Consider the following 18,070-nt stretch of genomic DNA (forward strand, 5'->3'; position numbering starts at 1 on the left):
GGGCGGCCCGTCAGGACGGCGTGCGGGCCGCGGCCTCCAGGATGCGTTCGGTGTCCTCGCCGACGAGGCCGAGGCAGCGGCCGACGGCGCCGAGGACCTCCCGCTCGGCGGGCAGGTAGGGGCCGTCGGCGAGGGCGATGAGGGCGCCCTGGACCAGGATGTGCTCGCGGCCCTGGGGGGCGAGGTGGCGGGAGAGGGGGCCCAGGGCCTCGTGGAGCTCGATGGACAGCCAGCTGCCGCAGCCGTCGAGGGCGTCCGCGAGCCCGTCGGCGTCCAGGGCGTCGGAGGCGCCGGGGAAGCGGCCCTCGTCGGCGACGATGGCCGCGAGCAGGCCGAGCAGCTGGTCCTCGGTGCAGTCGGTGAACCCGGCCGAACGGACCGCGCCGACGGCGGCCTCGCGGGCGCCGCGCCCCATGGCGCCGCCCGCGGTGAGCACGGCGAGGGCGACGGTGTGGACGGCGTCGCGGAGCATGGCGGAGAAGACGGTGGTGGTGGGCTGCTCCAGGGCCTCGGGCCCGCGGTGGGCGCGGCACACCACGCACTCCACGACCGTGCCGGCCGAGCCGCGCGGCAGGAGGGGCAGGCCCAGCAGGGTCAGCCGCCGGGTGCCGGTGCGCCGCCGGTAGCCGCGGTCGCCGCCGCAGCCGGCGCAGAAGAACTCCCCGTCACCTTCGGTGTGCCAGACCGTCCGCACGCCCAAGATGCACAAGCCCTTGATGTGGAGCACTTCGCACCCTCCGGCCGCCATTCCGATTTACACCGGTTCGTCCCTTTACGCGCCGTACGCGTGGGTAACGCTCCGGCAACGGCGCCGTAATGACGTGATGTTAGCCACATGAGCGGCGCGTAGTCAGTACCACGTGAGGGCCGAATACGAGAACCGGCCACGGCGCCCGCTCGGGCGCCGTGGCCGGTTCACGTGCTGTGACTAGCGGGCCGCGCGGTTGACGGCGGAGACGACCGCCTTCAGCGAGGCGCGGGTGGTGTTGCCGTCGATGCCGATGCCCCACAGGACCTGGCCGTCGATGGCGCACTCGATGTACGAGGCGGCCTGGGCGCTGGCGCCCTCGCTCATGGTGTGCTCGGTGTAGTCCAGCAGGCGGGCGTCGACCCCGACCGAGGCCAGCGCGTCGAAGAACGCGGAGATCGGGCCGTTGCCGGTACCGGTCAGGACCGTCTCCGCGCCGTCCACGACCGCCTCGACGGTCAGGGTGTCGGTGCCGTCGCTGCTGGTCGAGGTCTGCGCCGAGCGCAGCGCGACGCGGCCCCAGGCGTTCTCCGGGGTGGGCAGGTACTCGTCCTCGAAGATCGCCCAGATCTCCTTCGGGGTGACCTCGCCGCCCTCGGCGTCGGTCTTCGCCTGGATGATCTTCGAGAACTCGATCTGCATGCGGCGCGGCAGGTCCAGCTTGTGGTCGTTCTTCAGGACGTACGCGACGCCGCCCTTGCCGGACTGCGAGTTCACGCGGATGACGGCCTCGTAGGAGCGGCCGACGTCCTTGGGGTCGATCGGCAGGTACGGGACCGCCCACTCCAGATCGTCGACTGTCACACCCGGGCCCTGGGCGGCCGCGTCGGCCTCCATGGCGTCGAACCCCTTCTTGATGGCGTCCTGGTGGGAGCCGGAGAAGGACGTGTAGACCAGGTCGCCCACGTACGGGTGGCGCGGGTGGACCTCCATCTGGTTGCAGTACTCGGCGGTGCGGCGGACCTCGTCGATCTGGGAGAAGTCGATCATCGGGTCCACGCCCTGGCTGAACAGGTTCATGCCCAGGGTGACCAGGTCGACGTTGCCGGTGCGCTCGCCCTGGCCGAACAGGCAGCCCTCGATGCGGTCGGCGCCGGCCATCAGCGCCAGTTCGGCGGCGGCCACGGCCGTGCCGCGGTCGTTGTGCGGGTGGACCGACAGGCACACGTACTCGCGGCGCGACAGGTTCCGCGACATCCACTCGAAGCGGTCCGCGTGGGTGGAGGGCGTGGAGCGCTCCACGGTCGCGGGCAGGTTCAGGATGATCTCGCGGCCCTCCTCGGGCTGCCAGACGTCCATCACCGACTCGCAGACCTCCAGCGCGAAGTCCAGCTCGGTGTCGGTGAAGATCTCCGGGCTGTACTGGTAGCCGAAGACGGTCTCGTCGCCCAGGATCTTGTCCGCGTACTCCATGACCAGCCGCGTGCCGTCCACGGCGATCTGCCGGATCTGCTCCTTGGAGCCGCGGAAGACCACCCGGCGGAAGGTCGGGGCGGTCGCGTTGTACAGGTGCACGGTCGCGCGCGCCGCGCCGCGCAGGGACTCCACGGTCCGCTCGATCAGTTCCTCGCGGGCCTGGGTCAGTACGGAGATGGTGACGTCGTCGGGGATCGCGCCCTCTTCGATGATGGAGCGCACGAAGGCGAAGTCGGTCTCGCCCGAGGCGGGGAAGCCGACCTCGATCTCCTTGTAGCCCATCGTCACCAGCAGGTCGAACATCGCGCGCTTGCGGGCCGGTGACATCGGGTCGATCAGCGCCTGGTTGCCGTCCCGCAGGTCGGTCGACAGCCAGCGGGGGGCCTTGGTGATCCGCCGGTCCGGCCAGGTGCGGTCCGGGATCTCCACGGCCTCGTACGGCTTGTACTTGTGGACCGGCATCGCGGTCGGGCGCTGGCGCACCGTCGCGGCGGTGATGGGCGTGGGGCGGCCGACGGCGTTCGGGGTGGACATCTGCGGGGGTGCTCCTCGGTTGCGGCTGTGGAGGCGGCCGACCGGCGCTGGTGCAACGCCAAACCCCGCGGGGAGGGAGTCGACCTGGACTACAGGCCCTCGCCGCGGCAGCTAAGAAGAAGCAGCCCGAAACGCATGATGCTGTCGACCATAACCGAGCCCCCGGGGACCCTGCAGCCGCTGCGGCGTTCTTCTCAGTATGCAAGACCGCCCGTGATGACATGAAAAACGTACATCTTCCCCCCTTTTCGTGGATCATGGTCACACCTAGTGACAGACAGTGAGCACCGTGCCACATTGCCCTGCATGGAGCAGACACCTGTTTTCTGCACGATCGTGCCGCCGCACGTCCTCGACAAGGTCGCCCGCAACGAGGACCGCGCACTCGCCGAGCCCGCCCGCCGCACCCTGGAACGCGACGCCGCGGAGCGCACCCGCCGCCGGCTGACCACCGTCATCGGAGCCCTCCCGGTGATCGGGGCGGAGCCGTCGGACCGGCCGCGCCGCACGATCAGCGACGCGCAGCACCGCACGGACCTGCCGGGGCGGAAGGTCCGCGGCGAGGGCGACCCCGCCACGGCCGACGACACCGTCAACCGGGCCTACGACGGACTGGGGGCGACCTTCGAGCTCTTCCTGACGGCGTACGGCCGCCACTCCATCGACGACGCCGGGCTGCCGCTGGACGCCACCGTCCACTACGACCGCGACTACAACAACGCCTTCTGGAACGGCGAGCAGATGGTCTTCGGGGACGGCGACGGGGAGATCTTCCTCGACTTCACGCTCCCCCTCGACGTCATCGGCCACGAACTGACCCACGGCGTCACCCAGTACACCGCCAACCTCGACTACTTCGGCCAGTCCGGCGCCCTCAACGAGTCGATGTCGGACGTCTTCGGCTCGCTCATCAAGCAGCACGCGCTCGGCCAGACCGCCGAGCAGGCCGACTGGCTGATCGGCGCCGGACTGCTCGCCCCTCGCGTCACGGGCATGGCGCTGCGCTCCATGAAGGCCCCCGGCACGGCCTACGACGACGACGTCCTCGGCAAGGACCCGCAGCCCGGCCACATGGACGCCTACGTCCGCACCTCGCGGGACAACGGGGGCGTGCACATCAACTCCGGTATCCCCAACCGGGCGTTCCACCTGCTGGCCGTCGCGCTGGGCGGCAACGCCTGGGAGCGGGCCGGGCTGATCTGGTACGACGTGCTGACCGGCGGCGCGCTGTCGCCCAGGGCGACGTTCGCCGAGTTCGCCCAGGCGACGGTCGCCTCGGCCGCCGGGCGCTTCGGTGAGGGCGAGGAACACGCGGCGGTGGTGAAGGCGTGGTCGGAGGTCGGCATCCCGACCGCCGTGAACGGCACCGACGTGCCGCGCCAGTCGCCGGTCCCGGAAGGTGCGCGACCGCCCGCACAGGGGTAGACGTCCGCCATGCGCATACAGGTGATCCGCTCCGGCGGTTTCGCGGGGATCGAGCGCCGGGCCGTGCTGGAGACCGCCGGCCGGCCCGACGCCTTCCGTCTGCACGCCCTGGCCCGCGACGTCCTCGCCGCGGGCCCGGCCGCGCCCCCGCAGGGCGTACCGGACGGTTTCCGGTACGAGATCACGGTGGACGGCCGCACGGTGCACTGCGCCGACCCGCGGCTGACGGAGGAACAGCGCGAACTGGTCCAACTGGTGCTGAAGGAGGGCGCGTAGCCGATGAGCGGGCACACGACCGGGCTGCGCAGCCTGACCGACGAGGTGACCGTCCCCGAACTGCCGGTGCGGGGACGGCTGCCGCGGTGGCTCGACGGGGTCCTGCTGCGCAACGGCCCCGCCCTCTTCGAGGCCGGGGAGCGCCGCTACCGGCACTGGTTCGACGGCCAGGCGATGCTCCACCGGTTCGCGATCGAGGACGGCCGGGTCTCCTACGCCAACCGCTTCCTGGACGTGCCGAGCAGCCGTACCGCCCGGCACGAGGGCCGCATCGGCTACCAGGAGTTCGCCACCGACCCCTGCCGCTCGCTCTTCGCCCGGGTGCTCACCCCGTTCCTCCGCAAGCCCTCGGGGAACGCCAACGTCAGCGTCGCCCGCTTCGGCGAACGCTTCGTCGCGCTGACCGAGACCCCGATGCCGGTGGAGTTCGACCCGAGGACGCTGGAGACGGTCGGCGTCGTCGGCTACGAGGACGCGCTGGCCGGTCAGTGGACCACGGCGCACCCGCACCAGGACCCGGTCACCGGCGAACTGGTCAACTTCGTGGCGCACTTCGCGCGGCGCAGCGAGTACCGCGTCTACCGCCAGTCCTCCGACGGCACGGCCCGCCGCAGGCTCCTGGGCAGCCTGCCCGTCACCCGGCCCGGCTACATGCACAGCTTCGCGATCACCGACCGCCATGTGGTGCTCGTGGAGTTCCCGCTCGTCGTCAACCCGCCGGCACTGCTGCTCAGCGGCCGGCCCTTCATCGAGAACTACCGCTGGCGCCCGGAGCGCGGCACCCGCTTCATCGTCATGGACCGCAGGGACGGCACCGTCCGCCGCGTCGCCAAGGGCCCGGCCTTCTTCGCCTTCCACCACGTCAACGCCTTCGAGGACGGCGACGCGCTGGTGCTGGACCTGTGCGCCTACGAGGACCCGTCCGTCATCGACGCCCTCTACCTCGACCGGCTGCGCGACGGCGGCGGCGTCCCGCAGGCCCGGCCCACGCGGTACCGGATCGGCGGGGACGGCGCGGTGACGGGCGAGCGGCTCGGCGAGGAGCCGATGGAGCTCCCCCGCATCGACTACGGGCGGTGCAACGGACGCCCCTACCGCTTCGCGTACGGCGTCGGCAGCCGCGACGGGCGGGGCGAGCACTTCACCGACCAGCTGGTGCGGCTCGACACGGCCGACGGCGGCACCGTGACCTGGTCGCAGGAGGACTGCTATCCCGGGGAGCCCGTCTTCGTCGCGGCCCCGGAGGCCGGGGCGGAGGGCGAGGGCGTGGTGCTCTCCGTCGTCCTCGACGCCGCGGCCGGCTCGTCCTTCCTGCTGGTCCTGGACGCCGTCACGTTCCGCGAGCTGGCCCGCGCCGAGGTCCCGCACGCGGTGCCGTTCGGCTTCCACGGGATCTTCAGCGGCGGGGCCGCCGGGGGTGCGACGGCCTAGGCCCGGTCGCCCGGGCCGTGTCGGCCTAGAAGCCGAGCTTGCGCAGCTGCTTGGGGTCGCGCTGCCAGTCCTTGGCGACCTTCACGTGCAGGTCGAGGAAGACCGGCGTCCCGAGCAGCGCCTCGATGTGGCGGCGGGACTTGGTGCCGACCTCCTTCAGGCGGGAGCCCTTGGGGCCGATGATGATGCCCTTCTGGCTGGGGCGCTCGATGTAGATGTTGGCGTGCACGTCCAGCAGCGGCTTCTCCGCCGGGCGCCCCTCGCGCGGCAGCATCTCCTCGACCACGACGGCGATGGAGTGCGGCAGCTCGTCCCGTACGCCCTCGAGAGCGGCCTCGCGGATCAGCTCGGCGACCATGACCTGCTCGGGCTCGTCGGTGAGGTCGCCCTCCGGGTAGAGGGCCGGACCCTCCGGGAGCAGCGGGACGAGGAGGTCGGCCAGGAGCGAGACCTGCTTGTCGCCGACGGCGGAGACCGGGATGATCTCGGCCCACTCGATGCCCAGTTCGGTGCCGAGCAGGTCGATGGCGACCAACTGCTCGGCGAGGCGCTTGGAGTCCACCAGGTCGGTCTTGGTGACGATGGCGACCTTGGGGGTCTTGCGGACCTCGGCCAGCTCCTTGGCGATGTAGCGGTCACCGGGGCCGAGCTTCTGGTCGGCGGGCAGGCAGAAGCCGATCACGTCGACCTCGGCCCAGGTGGTGCGGACGACGTCGTTGAGCCGCTCGCCGAGCAGGGTGCGCGGCTTGTGCAGACCGGGGGTGTCGACCAGGACCAGCTGGGCCTCCGGGCGGTGCACGATGCCGCGCACGGTGTGCCGGGTGGTCTGCGGCCGGTTGGAGGTGATGGCCACCTTCGTGCCGACCAGAGCGTTGGTCAGGGTGGACTTGCCCGCGTTGGGGCGGCCCACGAAGCAGGCGAAGCCGGCCCGGTGGGCGGGGGCGGGGGTCGTCTCGGTGCGAACGCTCATGGCGACCATTGTCCCTGATCCACCGGGCCCCGCTGACGCCCCGGGCGGCGGCGCCGCCCGGGGGACCGGAGCGGCCGTTCCCCCGGGTGTCGCCCGGTGTTCCCCCGCGGGCACGGCGCAGGCCACGATCCGCTGCTATAACCGATGGATATGGACGTCCACGTGCGTGACCTCCGCTACTTCGTCACGGTCGCGGACGAGCTGCACTTCACCCGGGCCGCCGAGCGGCTGCGCATCTCCCAGCCCGCGCTCTCCAAGCAGATCCGCGCCCTGGAACGGCAGCTCGGCTTCCGCCTCTTCGACCGCGGGCCGCGCGGCGTCGGCCTCACCGTGCAGGGCGAGGCGCTGCTGCCCGCCGCACGCGCCCTGGTCGGTGACTGGGAGCACGCCCTGCGCGCGGCCCGTTCTGCGGGGCCCGGCGGCTGAGCCGGCGCCGGATCAGCCCGCTTCGACCGTCGCCCGGACGACGCCGTCGGGGCCGGCCAGCAGCACCGGCGTGTCCGCGCCGCCCAGGTCGCGCACGGCCGCACGGTCCTCGTCCGGCACCGCGTCCGCCTCGGAGACCACGGCCGCCGCCTCCAGGGACGTGGCACCGCTGGCGACCGCCATGGCCACCGCCGTCCGCAGCGCGCTGAGCGACAACGACCGAAGGGCCACGGTCCCCGCCACGTAGGTGCGCCCCGTCTCGTCGCGCACGGCCGCCCCCTCGGCGACGCCGTTGCGGGCGCGGGCGGAGCGGGCCAGGGTGATGATCTTGCGGTCTTCCGGGTGCAGCTCGTCGCTCATGCGGTCAGCGTATCCGTCCTCGATGGTTCCCCTCCGGGGCAGGGCATTGTCATGATCTCGGCATGGATGACAACGCGGCGCCGGCCTACGAGGCGCGCTACGGCTTCGACCGCCGAACGGTCGCCGTGCTGCTGGCGGCGGTCGTGTTCACCTCGGTCCTCGTGATGCCGGGCACGGGTGCCCCGCCCGCGATGCGGATCGCGGGAGGCGTCCTCTTCGGCGGCGGCGGGCTCCTCATCGCCGCGAACTCGCTGACCCGCAAGGTCGCCCTGCGCGTCGACGCGACGGGCGTGCTCCTCGGCGGGACACCCCTGCGCCACCGGGCCACCACCGTGCACGTGCCGTGGGAGGACGTCACCGCCGTGGTGCTGTGGAAGCAGCCGGTCCCTCACGGCCACCGGCTGCCCTGGATCGGGGTGACGCGCCGCGAGGGCGCTCCACCCCTGCCCGGTGCCGGGCAGGGCGCGCTGGCACGCGCCGCCGCGGGGGCCCTGGCCCCCGTACCGTTCGACCTGCTCATGGCGTCCCGCCAGGTGAACGGCTGGCGGCTCGACCGGCGACGCCTGGCCGCCGCGCTGGAACACTTCGCCCCCGGCGTCCCACTCGTCGACCAGGGCTGACCGGCGCTACCCGCCGTGCATCGCCCCGTCCGGCTCCGGGCCCGAGGGGTCCTCCGCGACGACCGGGACCGGCTCGACGAGGACCGCCCCGATGCGGTTGCGGCGGCCCGACGGGGCCTCCGCGGTGAGCCGGAGCGCGGCGGGGGCGTGCGGGGCCGAGGCGGTTTCGGGGAGCCCGACGACGGCGGAGGCGCCGGGGATCGGCACCCGGCCGAGGGTCTTGGCGAGCAGGCCGCCGACGGTCTCGACGTCCTCGTCGTCCAGGTCCACGCCGTAGAGCTCGCCCAGGTCTCCGAGGTCGAGGCGGGAGGTGACGCGGTAACGCCCCCCGCCCAGCTCCTCCACGGGCGGCACCTCGCGGTCGTACTCGTCGGTGATCTCGCCGACGATCTCCTCCAGGATGTCCTCGATGGTGACGACGCCGGCCGTGCCGCCGTACTCGTCGATGACGACGGCGACGTGGTTGCGCTCGCGCTGCATCTCGCGCAGCAGGTCGCCGGCGTTCTTGGTGTCGGGGACGAAGAAGGCCGGGCGCATCAGCGAGGAGACCGGGTCGGTCTCGGCGTCCCGGTTGATGTGCACCCGGCGGGCGAGGTCCTTGAGGTAGACGATGCCGACGATGTCGTCCTCGCTCTCGCCCGTGACCGGGATGCGCGAGAACCCGCTGCGCAGGGCGAGGGTCATGGCCTGGCGGATCGTCTTGAAGCGCTCGATGGCGACGAGCTCGGTGCGCGGCACCATCACCTCGCGCACCAGGGTGTCGCCGAGTTCGAAGACGGAGTGCACCATGCGGCGCTCCTCGTCCTCGATCAGGGACTCGCTCTCCGCGAGGTCCACCAGCGCGCGCAGCTCCGCCTCGGAGGCGAACGGGCCCTGGCGGAAGCCCTTGCCGGGGGTGAGGGCGTTGCCGAGCAGGATCAGCAGCGCCGGGATCGGCCCCATGACCCGGGCCAGCGGCAGCAGCACGTACGCCGCCGCGGTGGCCGTGTTCAGCGGGTGCTGGCGGCCGATGGTGCGGGGCGACACGCCCACCGCGACGTACGAGACCACGATCATGACGGCGACCGCCACCAGGACCGCCTGCCAGGTCTCCTCGAAGTGCCGGACGCACACGACGGTGACCAGCACCGCCGCCGCCATCTCGCAGGCCACCCGGACCAGCAGCGCGACGTTGAGGTAGCGGGTCGGGTCCGAGGACACCGCCAGCAGCTTGTCCGCGCCGCGCCGGCCGGCCCGCACCGCGGCCTCCGCCCGGAAGCGCGAGGTACGGGCGATGCCGGCCTCGGCGCAGGCGGCGAGCCAGGCGACGACGACCAGCAGGACGGCGAAGACCACCATCGCGATCAGTGGGTGGTCGTCGGGGCCGGCGACGGGCCCTGGATGCCGCGCTCGGCGCGCCAGCCGTCGAGGATGGCCTTCTGCAGACCGAACATCTCGGCCTTCTCGTCGGCCTCCTCGTGGTCGTAACCGAGCAGGTGCAGCACCCCGTGGACGGTGAGCAGCTGCAGCTCCTCGTCCATGGAGTGCTTGGTCACGGCCTCGTCGCCCTGCTTCTTCGCCACCTCGGGGCAGAGGACGATGTCCCCGAGCAGTCCCTGCGGGGGCTCCTCGTCCTCCTTCCCGGGACGCAGCTCGTCCATCGGGAAGGACATGACGTCGGTGGGGCCCGGTTCGTCCATCCACTGGATGTGCAGCTGCTCCATGGCGTCGGCGTCGACCGCGATGACCGAGAGCTCGGACAGCGGGTGGATGCGCATGTGCTGCAGGGCGTAGCGGCTGATGTCGAGCACCGCCGCCTCGTCGAAATCCCAGCCGGATTCGTTGTTGACGTCGATCGCCATAGTGCTTCGGAGGCTACTTTCGGTTGCCGTTGAGGTCGTCGTAGCGCTCGTAGGCGTCCACGATGCGCCCGACCAGCTTATGGCGTACGACATCCGTGCTCGTCAGGCGCGAGAAGTGCACGTCCTCGACGCCGTCCAGGATGTCCACGACCTGCCGCAGTCCGCTCTTCGTGCCACCGGGGAGGTCGACCTGGGTGACGTCACCGGTGATGACGATCTTGGAGTCGAAGCCGAGCCGGGTGAGGAACATCTTCATCTGCTCGGCGCTGGTGTTCTGCGCCTCGTCGAGGATGATGAAGGCGTCGTTGAGCGTGCGGCCGCGCATGTACGCCAGAGGAGCGACCTCGATCGTCCCGCTCGCCATGAGGCGCGGGATCGAGTCGGGGTCGATCATGTCGTGCAGCGCGTCGTACAGCGGACGCAGGTAGGGGTCGATCTTCTCGTAGAGCGTGCCCGGCAGGAAGCCGAGCCGCTCGCCCGCCTCGACGGCGGGGCGGGTCAGGATGATCCGGTTGACCTGCTTGGACTGCAGCGCCTGGACGGCCTTGGCCATGGCCAGGTAGGTCTTGCCGGTACCGGCAGGGCCGATGCCGAACACGATCGTGTGCTTGTCGATCGCGTCGACGTAGCGCTTCTGGTTGAGGGTCTTGGGGCGGATGGTGCGGCCCCGGCTGGACAGGATGTTCTGGGTGAGCACCTGGGAGGGGGTCTCCTCCAGGCCGTCGGCTCCGCTGTCCTGGCGGAGCATGGCGATCGACCGCTCCACTGCGTCCTCCGTCATCGGCTGGCCTGTGCGCAGTACCAGCATCATCTCGTCGAAAAGGCGCTGGACCAGCGCGACGTCCGCGGATTCACCGCTCGCGCTGACCTCATTGCCTCGTACATGGATGTCGACGGCCGGGAACGCCTGCTCTATCACGCGCAGGAGCGAGTCACCGGACCCCAGGACCGTCACCATGGGGTGCTTGGCCGGTACGACGAAGTGGGCGCTCGCCTGCGGTTGCTGCGTTGTCGGTGTCTGAGTCATGGGCCAGGCTCGACGGCCTGCTCATCCCGCCTTCTGCTGTTCGACATGCCACTGGGCTTGGGGTTCAAGGGTACGTCGGTGCGGCTGGGGTGCCGAGGGGTTTTACGCTGCGTCACGCACCGGGTAGAACTGCGGGATGGAGATCCGTACCGGAGGACCCGAGGACCTGCCCGCGACGCTCGCCCTGCTGGACGGAGCCGTCGCCTGGCTCACCGCCCGCGGCCACACCGGCCAGTGGGGCACCCGCCCCTGGTCCTCCCGGCCCCCGGCGGTGGAGCGCGTGGCCCGGTACGCGAAGGAGTACCTGCTGCGCGCGGCCGTGGCCGACGGCCGGGTGGTGGGCGTGTGCGTGCTGGCCGAGGAGAAGCCCGACTACGCCCCGCCCGTGGACGGGCGCGAGCTGTACCTGCGGCTGCTCGTCACCGACCGGGCGCTGTCCGGCAGCGGCATCGGCGCGGCCCTGGTGGACGACGCCGTCGCCGAGACGCGGCGCCGCGGCATCCCGCTGCTGCGGGTCGACTGCTACGCGGGCGGCGAGGGCCGGCTCGTCCGGCAGTACGAGGCCCTGGGCTTCACCCTCGCCCAGCCCTTCACCGTGCCCCAGGCCGAGGGCGCCCCCTGGCCGGGCCGGATCCTGGAGCGCCGGGTCTGACGACGGCACGCCGGAGGCATGCCGGGGGCATGCCCTCCATCCGCATCCGGAACGTCCCCGATGACGTGGACCGCACGCTCCGGCGCCGTGCGGCCGCAGCCGGCCTGTCCCTCGACGCCTACCTGTTGCGGCAGCTGACCGAGGAGGCACGCACGCCGACCGCGGACGACATCCGGGACCGCACGGGCCGTCCGGCGCCGGCGGAGTTCTCCGTGGAGCACCTCACCGTTCGCGACGGCGTACCGCCGGCCTCCTGAGCGCCACCGCGTCAGCGGAAGGGCGGCGGACGGAAGCCGATCGTCGGCACGGCGCGGCGCAGGGGCCAGCGGCGGGTGCCGGTGGGCAGCAGGTCGTCCAGGAAGGCGTAGCGGCGCAGCGCCGAGCGGTCCTGGTCGTCGTAGGCCTTGGCGTGCTGCCACCAGGCCGCGATCTCGATCCAGCCGGGCGCCGAGAGCGAACCCCCGAACTCCTGCACCGACAGCGCGGCCGTGAGGCACGCGAAGGCCAGCCGGTCGGCGAGCGACCAGCCGGCCAGGGTGCCGGTCAGGAAGCCCGCGACGAAGACGTCCCCGGCGCCCGTGGGGTCCAGGGCCTCCACCGAGAGCGCCGGCACCTCGGCGGCCTGGCCGGCGGCGGAGTCGACCGCGTACGCGCCCTCGGCGCCGAGCGTCACCACCGCCAGCGGGACCAGCTCGGCGAGCTTGCGGGCGGCGGCCCGGGGGCAGTCGGTGCGGGTGTAGCGCATGGCCTCGGCGGCGTTCGGCAGGAAGGCCTCGCAGTGCGCCAGGTCCGCCAGGTCCGCGATGTCCCAGCGGCCGCTGTCGTCCCAGCCGACGTCGGCGAAGATCCGGCTGCCCCGCCCGGCGGCGGTGCCGATCCACTCCTGCTGCGGGACCCCGGGCACCAGCGAGGCCACGCACGCCCGGCTCGGCGGCGGGCAGGGCGGCGCGGGCTCCTCCGGCGGCGGCGCCTCGTGGCCGTGGCTGACCATGGTGCGCTCGCCCTCGTACGCCATGGAGACCGTGACCGGCGAGTGCCAGCCGGGGATCTTGCGGGACAGCCCCAGCTCGATGCCCTCCCCCGCGGCGAGGGCGTCCCAGCAGTAGTCCCCGTACACGTCGTCGCCGAAGGCGGCCGCGAGCGAGGTGCGCAGCCCCAGCCGGGCGAGGGCGGTCGCCATGTTGGCCACGCCGCCGGGACTCGATCCCATGCCGCGTGCCCAGGACTCGGTGCCGCGCACGGGCGCGCTGTCGAGACCGGTGAAGATGATGTCCAGGAAGACCGTGCCGGTCAGGTACACATCGGTCTCCGGGTCGTCCGGCCCGCGCACCGCCGCGAGCGGATCGAGGACGGGCTGGTCTTCCACCCGGGCTCCTCCCGACCTGGTGTCGTTCCGACCGATCGTACGCGCGCCCGGGGCCGTGACCAGCGTTTGTCCGCACGGGGACGCGGACGGATCCTGAGGGAAAGCGGATGACCCCCAGGGGCTGGAGATGCCCGGACACTCGGCCGCACCGCCACAACTGATCGTGACCACGGGGCCGGACACCGGACGGGCCTACCCCGTACCGGCCGGCTACTGCGAGATCGGCAGGCTCGCCGGCAGCGGGATCCGGCTCGACGCGGAGGGCGTGAGCCGGCGGCACGCCGCGATGAACCGCGCCGGGAGCCACGTGGTGCTCAGCGACCTCGGCTCGACCAACGGCACCTACCTCAACGGGACCCTGCTCGACGCACCGCGCCCCCTCCACGACGGTGATCTGCTCCGCATCGGCCACGTCGAGCTGCGGCTGTCGGTGGAGTCGGCCCGGCAGGCGGACCCCGGGCACGGGGCGGACCCCCCGGAAGCCGGAGAGGCCGCGGAAGCCGCGGATGCCACGGGTGGCACTCCCCCGCCGCTGACCGTGCTCCACGACCTCGGGGACACCCGGGGCCGGTCCGGGCCCGGCCCCACCCGCCGCTACCCGTCCGGGCGCGCGCAGTACCTCGCCGGGCGCCGGCACTACGCGGCCGGCGGCGACCGGCGGGAGGCGGACGACCCCGGGGCCGCCGAGGAGGCCTTCAGCGGGCTGTTCCGGGTGCGCGGGCCGGGCCGGGTGCTCATGGCCGCCGGGGTGCTGGTGGCGCTCGCCGGGTTCGCCGTCTGGGTCTCCCTGATCCTCAGCCTGCTGGGCGGCGTGGGCAGCGCACAGGCCCCGCCGGACCCCTTCGCGGAGACCCTGTGGGGGCTGCCGAAGGCACCGCTGGGCTTCACCGCGTTCGCGGTGGGCGTCGTGCTCTTCGCGGGCGGCGCGGCCCTGTCGAGGGCTACCCGCAGGAGGGGCGCCACGTCGGGGCGGCGGCGTCCGGGACGGCACCGCCACTGACCCTCGGACGGGTACGGGCACGGCGGCGCGGGGCCCGGTCGCGGCGGCATACCAAAGCTTTGCCGGTCCTTTCCGCACGTGGCGACCTGGGCTGATCCGTCCTCGGGCGGCGATTCGGGGTCATCGCGCGTAGACAGCCCTTGACCAGCATGATCGGGGCCCTTAGCGTCGCCGCGTCAACGAGCCCCGCAGGGCCGGGCGTTCCCCCCAAGCGCGTGGGCCCGGCCGTGCGTGCCCTCCGGCCGGATCGAAGGAGCCCCCCAGATGCCCGCTGCCAGACCGTCCGTGTTCACCCGCGGGCGCACCCGCACCCTCGCCGCCGCCGTCGCCGCGGTGGCGGCGGCCGCCACCCTCTACGGGGTCGGCGCGGCGACCGCGGACACCTCCGTGCCGCGCAGCGACAAGCAGATCCCCAACCTGACCGACGTGGTCAACGACATCAAGGCGTACTACGGCGACACCGTCGACGCCTCCGGTGAGCACCAGGCCGCGACCGACGGCAACTACGCCAAGCAGGTCGCCGGCATCGAGAAGAAGGCCCAGGACTACCTGCGGGACGCCCTCGCGAAGTCCGCGCACCACCGCCACGGCAAGCCCGCGATCGTCCTGGACGTCGACGACACGTCCCTGCTGACGTACAACTACGAGCTCGAGGTGGGCTTCAACTACACGCCGGCCTCGAACGACGCCTACATCCAGAACAAGGACATGGCCCCGGTCTTCGGCATGCCCCAGCTGGCCAACTGGGCCGCCGACCACGGCGTGACGGTCTTCTGGATCACCGGCCGCCCGGAGACGCAGCGCGCCGCGAGCGTCCGCAACCTCGGGACCGCCGGCTACACCTCCACCGCCGACCCGGCCCACTTCTTCCTCAAGAACAAGGTCGCGACCGGCTACCTGCCCTGCTCCGCCCCGACGTGGACCTGCTCCACCGTCGACTACAAGGCGGGCACCCGGGCCCACATCGAGGCGCAGGGGTACGACATCGTCGCCAACTTCGGCGACCAGTACAGCGACCTGAACGGCGGGCACGCCGACAAGTCGTTCAAGCTCCCCAACCCGATGTACTACGTGCCCTGACCGGCGGCGGGCCGCCAGCCCGCGGTGCCCGTCCCCCCGCGCGGGGGGCGGGTGCCGCGGCGCCGCGAGCGGGCCAGCCACAGGCCCCGGCCCAGCGACCACAGCACCAGCCCGGCGACCACCGGCCCGCCGAGCAGGATCGCCAGCCCGGCGCCGATGTTGGCGCCGATGACCCCGGCGGTCACCGTCCGCCAGATCGCTCCGGCCAGCAGTCCGGCCGCGAGCAGCGGCCCGATGACCTCCCACCACCGGCCGTCGAAGCGGTCCGGCCCGGGACGGGAGGCCCGGCCCAGCAGCACGGCCGCGGCCACGCCGATCGCGGTCTCCGCCCCCTCCGGGATGGCGAAGGGCCGTACCAGGTAGTCCAGTTCGGCGGGTTCGAAGCCGGCCGCGTCCTGCCGGCCCATGAGCCCCCAGGTGGCGACGGGCGTGGTCACGATCAGCGTGACGGCCGCAGCGGGCCGTATCAGGTGCCTTCGCATGACTCCATGCTCCGCCCGCGCGGTGCGGCCCGCATGAGTGCGCGTACTCATGCCGGCACGCGCGCACGCACTCAGAACGCGCTCAGAACGCGCTCAGAACGCGCTCAGAAGATGTGTGCGTCCACCTCGGCGAGGTACCGGGCGCGCAGTTCCTCGTCGTCGTCGAGGAAGGCGGCCAGGAAGGAGTTGCGGGCCATCCGCCGCAGGGCGTCCTCGCCGAGCGGGAGCGCACCGGCCACGGCGTCGAAGGTGTCGCCCGCGTAGCCGCCGAAGTAGGCGGGGTCGTCGGAGTTCAGGGTGACCAGCAGCCCCGCGTCGAGCATGGCGGGCAGCGGATGGTCGGCGAGGGTGTCCACGCAGCGCAGCCGCACGTTGGACAGCGGGCAGACGGTCAGCGGCACCTGGTCGCGGACCAGCCGGGCCACCAGCTCCGGGTCCTCCATGCTGCGGATGCCGTGGTCGATCCGGTCGACGCCGAGCACGTCCAGCGCCTCCCACACGTACGCCGGAGGGCCCTCCTCACCCGCGTGCGCGACCCGGCGCAGGCCCGCCGCGGCGGCGGCCTCGTAGACCGCGCGGAACTTCGACGGCGGGTGGCCGACCTCGGCGGAGTCCAGGCCGACGGCGCTGATCCGGTGCAGGTGGGGCCGGGCGGCCTCGAAGGTCTCCAGCGCGGACTCGGCCGGCTCGTCCCGCAGGAAGCACATGATCAGCCGCGTGCTCACGCCGTGCCGCTCCCGGCTGCCGTCCAGGGCCCGCGCCAGGCCCTCGACGACGGTGCCGATCGGGACGCCGCGCGCGGTGTGCGCCTGCGGGTCGAAGAAGACCTCGGCGTGCCGCACGCCCTGCGCGGCGGCCCGGGCGAGGTAGGCGTCGGCGAGGTCCGCGAAGTCCTGCTCGGTGCGGAGCACGGCCATGAGCGCGTAGTACAGGTCCAGGAAGGACTGCAGGTCGCTGAAGGAGTAGGCCTGCCGCAGCTCCTCGGTCGAGGCGTGGGGCAGGTCGACCCCGTTGCGCTCGGCGAGGGTGAAGGCGAGCTCGGGTTCGAGGGTGCCTTCGATGTGCAGATGGAGTTCGGCCTTCGGGATACTCACCCCGCAACCGTACAGGTCACAGGCGTACGGACGGCTCCGGCTAGGCCTGGCGGCGCTTCGGCACGGCGACCCGGCCGAGGTCCTGGGCGACCGTCAGCTCGCCCTGGAAACCCGCGTCCCGGGCCTGGCGCTCGAAGTCCGCCGGGTCGGTGTAGCGCTGCGAGAAGTGCGTGAGCACCAGGTGCCGTACGCCCGATTCGGCCGCCACCCGGGCTGCCTGGCCGGCCGTCAGGTGGCCGTGCTCCTCGGCGAGCGCGGCGTCCTCGTCCAGGAAGGTCGACTCGATGACGAGCAGGTCGCAGCCGTCGGCGAGGGCGTACACCGCGTCGCACAGCCGGGTGTCCATCACGAAGGCGAAGCGCTGACCCGGGCGCGTCTCGCTCACCTCGGCGAGCGTCACCCCGTCCGCCTCGCCCTCGCGCTGCAGCCGGCCCACCGCCGGGCCGGTGATGCCGTGCGCGGCCAGACGCTCCGGCAGCATGCGGCGCCCGTCGGGCTCGACGAGCCGGTAGCCGTACGCCTCCACCGGGTGCGACAGCCGGCGCGCCTCCAGCAGGAAGGCCTCGGAGTCGACCAGCACCGCGGCCTCGCCCGCCACCGGTTCCTCGCGCAGCCGCACGGTCTCGCGGTAGGCGGTGGCGTACCTCAGCCGGTCGAAGAACCGCCTGCCCGACTCGGGGTAGTGGGCGGTGATCGGGTGGGGCACCCGGTCGAGGTTGATCCGCTGGATCACCCCGGCCAGGCCCAGGCTGTGGTCCCCGTGGAAGTGGCTCACGCACAGCCTGGTGAGGTCGTGCGCCGCCACACCGGCCCGCAGCATCTGACGCTGGGTGCCCTCGCCCGGGTCGAAGAGGATGCCCTCGGCGTCCCAGCGCAGGAAGTAGCCGTTGTGGTTGCGGTGCCGGGTCGGGACCTGGCTGGCCGTGCCGAGCACGACCAATTCACGTGCGGACACCGGTGGTTATCCGGGAGGCCACTCGAGGCCACGGCCGCCCAGCACGTGGGCGTGCGCGTGGAAGACGGTCTGGCCCGCCCCCGCGCCGGTGTTGAAGACGACCCGGTAGCCGGTGCCGTCCACCTTGTCCCCGGCCGCGACCTCGCCCGCCTCCCGCAGCACGTCCGCGGCGAGCTGGGGCGCCTGGGCGGCCAGTGAGGCGGCGTCCGGGTAGTGCGCCTTGGGGATGACCAGGACGTGCGTCGGTGCCTGGGGGTTTATGTCGCGGAACGCGACCGTCGTCTCGGTCTCCCGCACGACGGTCGCGGGGATGCTCCCCGCGACGATCTTGCAGAACAGGCAGTCCGCCTGCGGTTCTCCCGCCACC

20 protein-coding genes and 1 pseudogene are annotated in these 18,070 nt (G+C 72.7%); 9 read left to right on the top strand and 12 right to left on the bottom strand.

Annotated features, from left to right (window positions below; all coding sequences use genetic code 11):
- Window positions 1-10: 10 nt before the first annotated feature.
- The gene (locus AC1VWI_RS16665) at window positions 11-748 is read right to left on the bottom strand and encodes a TerB family tellurite resistance protein (RefSeq protein ID WP_499511805.1); all 738 of its coding nucleotides are present in this window, start codon (window positions 746-748) and stop codon (window positions 11-13) included.
- A 180-nt stretch (window positions 749-928) separates the two neighbouring features.
- Window positions 929-2,698, bottom strand: a complete 1,770-nt coding sequence (leuA, locus tag AC1VWI_RS16670; RefSeq protein WP_499511806.1) for a 2-isopropylmalate synthase — start codon at window positions 2,696-2,698, stop codon at window positions 929-931.
- A 306-nt stretch (window positions 2,699-3,004) separates the two neighbouring features.
- On the opposite strand from leuA, the gene AC1VWI_RS16675 reads away from it, so the two are divergent.
- From AC1VWI_RS16675 to AC1VWI_RS16685, 3 genes are read left to right on the top strand one after another with little or no spacing between them, the layout of a single operon-like run.
- Window positions 3,005-4,123 carry a M4 family metallopeptidase gene (locus AC1VWI_RS16675; RefSeq protein WP_499511807.1) on the top strand — a complete coding sequence of 373 codons (1,119 nt, stop codon included), beginning with the start codon at window positions 3,005-3,007 and terminating at the stop codon, window positions 4,121-4,123.
- A gap of 9 nt (window positions 4,124-4,132) precedes the next feature.
- Window positions 4,133-4,399: a protealysin inhibitor emfourin gene (locus AC1VWI_RS16680; protein ID WP_499511808.1), complete on the top strand. Its 267-nt coding sequence runs from the start codon at window positions 4,133-4,135 to the stop codon at window positions 4,397-4,399.
- Between the two features lie 3 nt (window positions 4,400-4,402).
- Entirely contained in the window at window positions 4,403-5,830 is a 1,428-nt protein-coding gene (locus AC1VWI_RS16685) for a carotenoid oxygenase family protein (protein WP_499511809.1), read from the top strand.
- A gap of 25 nt (window positions 5,831-5,855) precedes the next feature.
- Here the strand turns inward: AC1VWI_RS16685 and era are convergent, their stop codons facing one another.
- Complete coding sequence (gene era, locus AC1VWI_RS16690) at window positions 5,856-6,809, bottom strand: GTPase Era (protein WP_499511810.1); 954 nt, start codon at window positions 6,807-6,809, stop codon at window positions 5,856-5,858.
- A gap of 141 nt (window positions 6,810-6,950) precedes the next feature.
- Here era and AC1VWI_RS16695 point away from each other — a divergent pair.
- Window positions 6,951-7,217: pseudogene (locus AC1VWI_RS16695) on the top strand (LysR family transcriptional regulator); the annotation flags it as partial.
- A 21-nt stretch (window positions 7,218-7,238) separates the two neighbouring features.
- On the opposite strand, the gene AC1VWI_RS16700 reads toward AC1VWI_RS16695, so the two are convergent.
- On the bottom strand, window positions 7,239-7,586 hold the full coding sequence (locus tag AC1VWI_RS16700; RefSeq protein WP_499511811.1) for a cytidine deaminase-like protein: 348 nt from the start codon (window positions 7,584-7,586) through the stop codon (window positions 7,239-7,241).
- Window positions 7,587-7,648: 62 nt separating this feature from the next.
- Between AC1VWI_RS16700 and AC1VWI_RS16705 the strand changes: the two genes are divergently transcribed.
- On the top strand, window positions 7,649-8,206 hold the full coding sequence (locus AC1VWI_RS16705) for a hypothetical protein (RefSeq protein ID WP_499511812.1): 558 nt from the start codon (window positions 7,649-7,651) through the stop codon (window positions 8,204-8,206).
- A gap of 6 nt (window positions 8,207-8,212) precedes the next feature.
- Here AC1VWI_RS16705 and AC1VWI_RS16710 read toward each other — a convergent pair whose 3' ends face one another.
- From AC1VWI_RS16710 to AC1VWI_RS16720, 3 genes are read right to left on the bottom strand one after another with little or no spacing between them, the layout of a single operon-like run.
- Entirely contained in the window at window positions 8,213-9,544 is a 1,332-nt protein-coding gene (locus tag AC1VWI_RS16710) for a hemolysin family protein (RefSeq protein WP_499511813.1), read from the bottom strand.
- Between the two features lie 5 nt (window positions 9,545-9,549).
- Window positions 9,550-10,047 carry an rRNA maturation RNase YbeY gene (gene ybeY / locus AC1VWI_RS16715; protein ID WP_499511814.1) on the bottom strand — a complete coding sequence of 166 codons (498 nt, stop codon included), beginning with the start codon at window positions 10,045-10,047 and terminating at the stop codon, window positions 9,550-9,552.
- 13 nt (window positions 10,048-10,060) lie between these two features.
- Entirely contained in the window at window positions 10,061-11,074 is a 1,014-nt protein-coding gene (locus AC1VWI_RS16720; protein WP_499511815.1) for a PhoH family protein, read from the bottom strand.
- Window positions 11,075-11,210: 136 nt separating this feature from the next.
- Between AC1VWI_RS16720 and AC1VWI_RS16725 the strand changes: the two genes are divergently transcribed.
- On the top strand, window positions 11,211-11,726 hold the full coding sequence (locus AC1VWI_RS16725) for a GNAT family N-acetyltransferase (protein ID WP_499511816.1): 516 nt from the start codon (window positions 11,211-11,213) through the stop codon (window positions 11,724-11,726).
- A gap of 29 nt (window positions 11,727-11,755) precedes the next feature.
- The gene (locus AC1VWI_RS16730; protein ID WP_499511817.1) at window positions 11,756-11,983 is read left to right on the top strand and encodes a FitA-like ribbon-helix-helix domain-containing protein; all 228 of its coding nucleotides are present in this window, start codon (window positions 11,756-11,758) and stop codon (window positions 11,981-11,983) included.
- Between the two features lie 11 nt (window positions 11,984-11,994).
- Here AC1VWI_RS16730 and AC1VWI_RS16735 read toward each other — a convergent pair whose 3' ends face one another.
- Window positions 11,995-13,092 (bottom strand): carbohydrate kinase family protein, encoded by a 1,098-nt coding sequence (locus AC1VWI_RS16735; RefSeq protein ID WP_499511818.1) that lies wholly within the window; start codon window positions 13,090-13,092, stop codon window positions 11,995-11,997.
- A gap of 127 nt (window positions 13,093-13,219) precedes the next feature.
- On the opposite strand from AC1VWI_RS16735, the gene AC1VWI_RS16740 reads away from it, so the two are divergent.
- Window positions 13,220-14,092, top strand: coding sequence for an FHA domain-containing protein (locus tag AC1VWI_RS16740; RefSeq protein WP_499511819.1), 873 nt, complete (start codon window positions 13,220-13,222; stop codon window positions 14,090-14,092).
- A gap of 264 nt (window positions 14,093-14,356) precedes the next feature.
- The gene (locus AC1VWI_RS16745; protein ID WP_499511820.1) at window positions 14,357-15,172 is read left to right on the top strand and encodes an HAD family acid phosphatase; all 816 of its coding nucleotides are present in this window, start codon (window positions 14,357-14,359) and stop codon (window positions 15,170-15,172) included.
- On the opposite strand, the gene AC1VWI_RS16750 is transcribed toward AC1VWI_RS16745, so the two are convergent.
- The 4 genes from AC1VWI_RS16750 to AC1VWI_RS16765 form a co-directional block, all read right to left on the bottom strand.
- On the bottom strand, window positions 15,160-15,654 hold the full coding sequence (locus AC1VWI_RS16750) for a hypothetical protein (protein ID WP_499511821.1): 495 nt from the start codon (window positions 15,652-15,654) through the stop codon (window positions 15,160-15,162). The two genes, AC1VWI_RS16745 and AC1VWI_RS16750, sit on opposite strands and share 13 nt — an antisense overlap.
- A gap of 104 nt (window positions 15,655-15,758) precedes the next feature.
- Entirely contained in the window at window positions 15,759-16,748 is a 990-nt protein-coding gene (locus AC1VWI_RS16755; protein ID WP_499511822.1) for an adenosine deaminase, read from the bottom strand.
- A gap of 40 nt (window positions 16,749-16,788) precedes the next feature.
- Window positions 16,789-17,703, bottom strand: a complete 915-nt coding sequence (locus AC1VWI_RS16760; protein WP_499511823.1) for a ribonuclease Z — start codon at window positions 17,701-17,703, stop codon at window positions 16,789-16,791.
- 6 nt (window positions 17,704-17,709) lie between these two features.
- Window positions 17,710-18,069 (bottom strand): histidine triad nucleotide-binding protein, encoded by a 360-nt coding sequence (locus tag AC1VWI_RS16765; protein WP_499511824.1) that lies wholly within the window; start codon window positions 18,067-18,069, stop codon window positions 17,710-17,712.
- Window position 18,070 lies beyond the last annotated feature (1 nt).

It is taken from the genome of Streptomyces sp. TOM-9 (genome assembly GCF_056858595.1).

Coding starts and splice junctions, on each gene's coding strand:
- AC1VWI_RS16665 (WP_499511805.1), bottom strand. CDS start 748: ATGGCGGCCGGAGGGTGCGAAGTGCTCCACATCAAGGGCTTGTGCATC.
- leuA (WP_499511806.1), bottom strand. CDS start 2,698: ATGTCCACCCCGAACGCCGTCGGCCGCCCCACGCCCATCACCGCCGCG.
- AC1VWI_RS16675 (WP_499511807.1), top strand. CDS start 3,005: ATGGAGCAGACACCTGTTTTCTGCACGATCGTGCCGCCGCACGTCCTC.
- AC1VWI_RS16680 (WP_499511808.1), top strand. CDS start 4,133: ATGCGCATACAGGTGATCCGCTCCGGCGGTTTCGCGGGGATCGAGCGC.
- AC1VWI_RS16685 (WP_499511809.1), top strand. CDS start 4,403: ATGAGCGGGCACACGACCGGGCTGCGCAGCCTGACCGACGAGGTGACC.
- era (WP_499511810.1), bottom strand. CDS start 6,809: ATGGTCGCCATGAGCGTTCGCACCGAGACGACCCCCGCCCCCGCCCAC.
- AC1VWI_RS16700 (WP_499511811.1), bottom strand. CDS start 7,586: ATGAGCGACGAGCTGCACCCGGAAGACCGCAAGATCATCACCCTGGCC.
- AC1VWI_RS16705 (WP_499511812.1), top strand. CDS start 7,649: ATGGATGACAACGCGGCGCCGGCCTACGAGGCGCGCTACGGCTTCGAC.
- AC1VWI_RS16710 (WP_499511813.1), bottom strand. CDS start 9,544: ATGGTGGTCTTCGCCGTCCTGCTGGTCGTCGTCGCCTGGCTCGCCGCC.
- ybeY (WP_499511814.1), bottom strand. CDS start 10,047: ATGGCGATCGACGTCAACAACGAATCCGGCTGGGATTTCGACGAGGCG.
- AC1VWI_RS16720 (WP_499511815.1), bottom strand. CDS start 11,074: ATGACTCAGACACCGACAACGCAGCAACCGCAGGCGAGCGCCCACTTC.
- AC1VWI_RS16725 (WP_499511816.1), top strand. CDS start 11,211: ATGGAGATCCGTACCGGAGGACCCGAGGACCTGCCCGCGACGCTCGCC.
- AC1VWI_RS16730 (WP_499511817.1), top strand. CDS start 11,756: ATGCCCTCCATCCGCATCCGGAACGTCCCCGATGACGTGGACCGCACG.
- AC1VWI_RS16740 (WP_499511819.1), top strand. CDS start 13,220: ATGCCCGGACACTCGGCCGCACCGCCACAACTGATCGTGACCACGGGG.
- AC1VWI_RS16745 (WP_499511820.1), top strand. CDS start 14,357: ATGCCCGCTGCCAGACCGTCCGTGTTCACCCGCGGGCGCACCCGCACC.
- AC1VWI_RS16750 (WP_499511821.1), bottom strand. CDS start 15,654: ATGCGAAGGCACCTGATACGGCCCGCTGCGGCCGTCACGCTGATCGTG.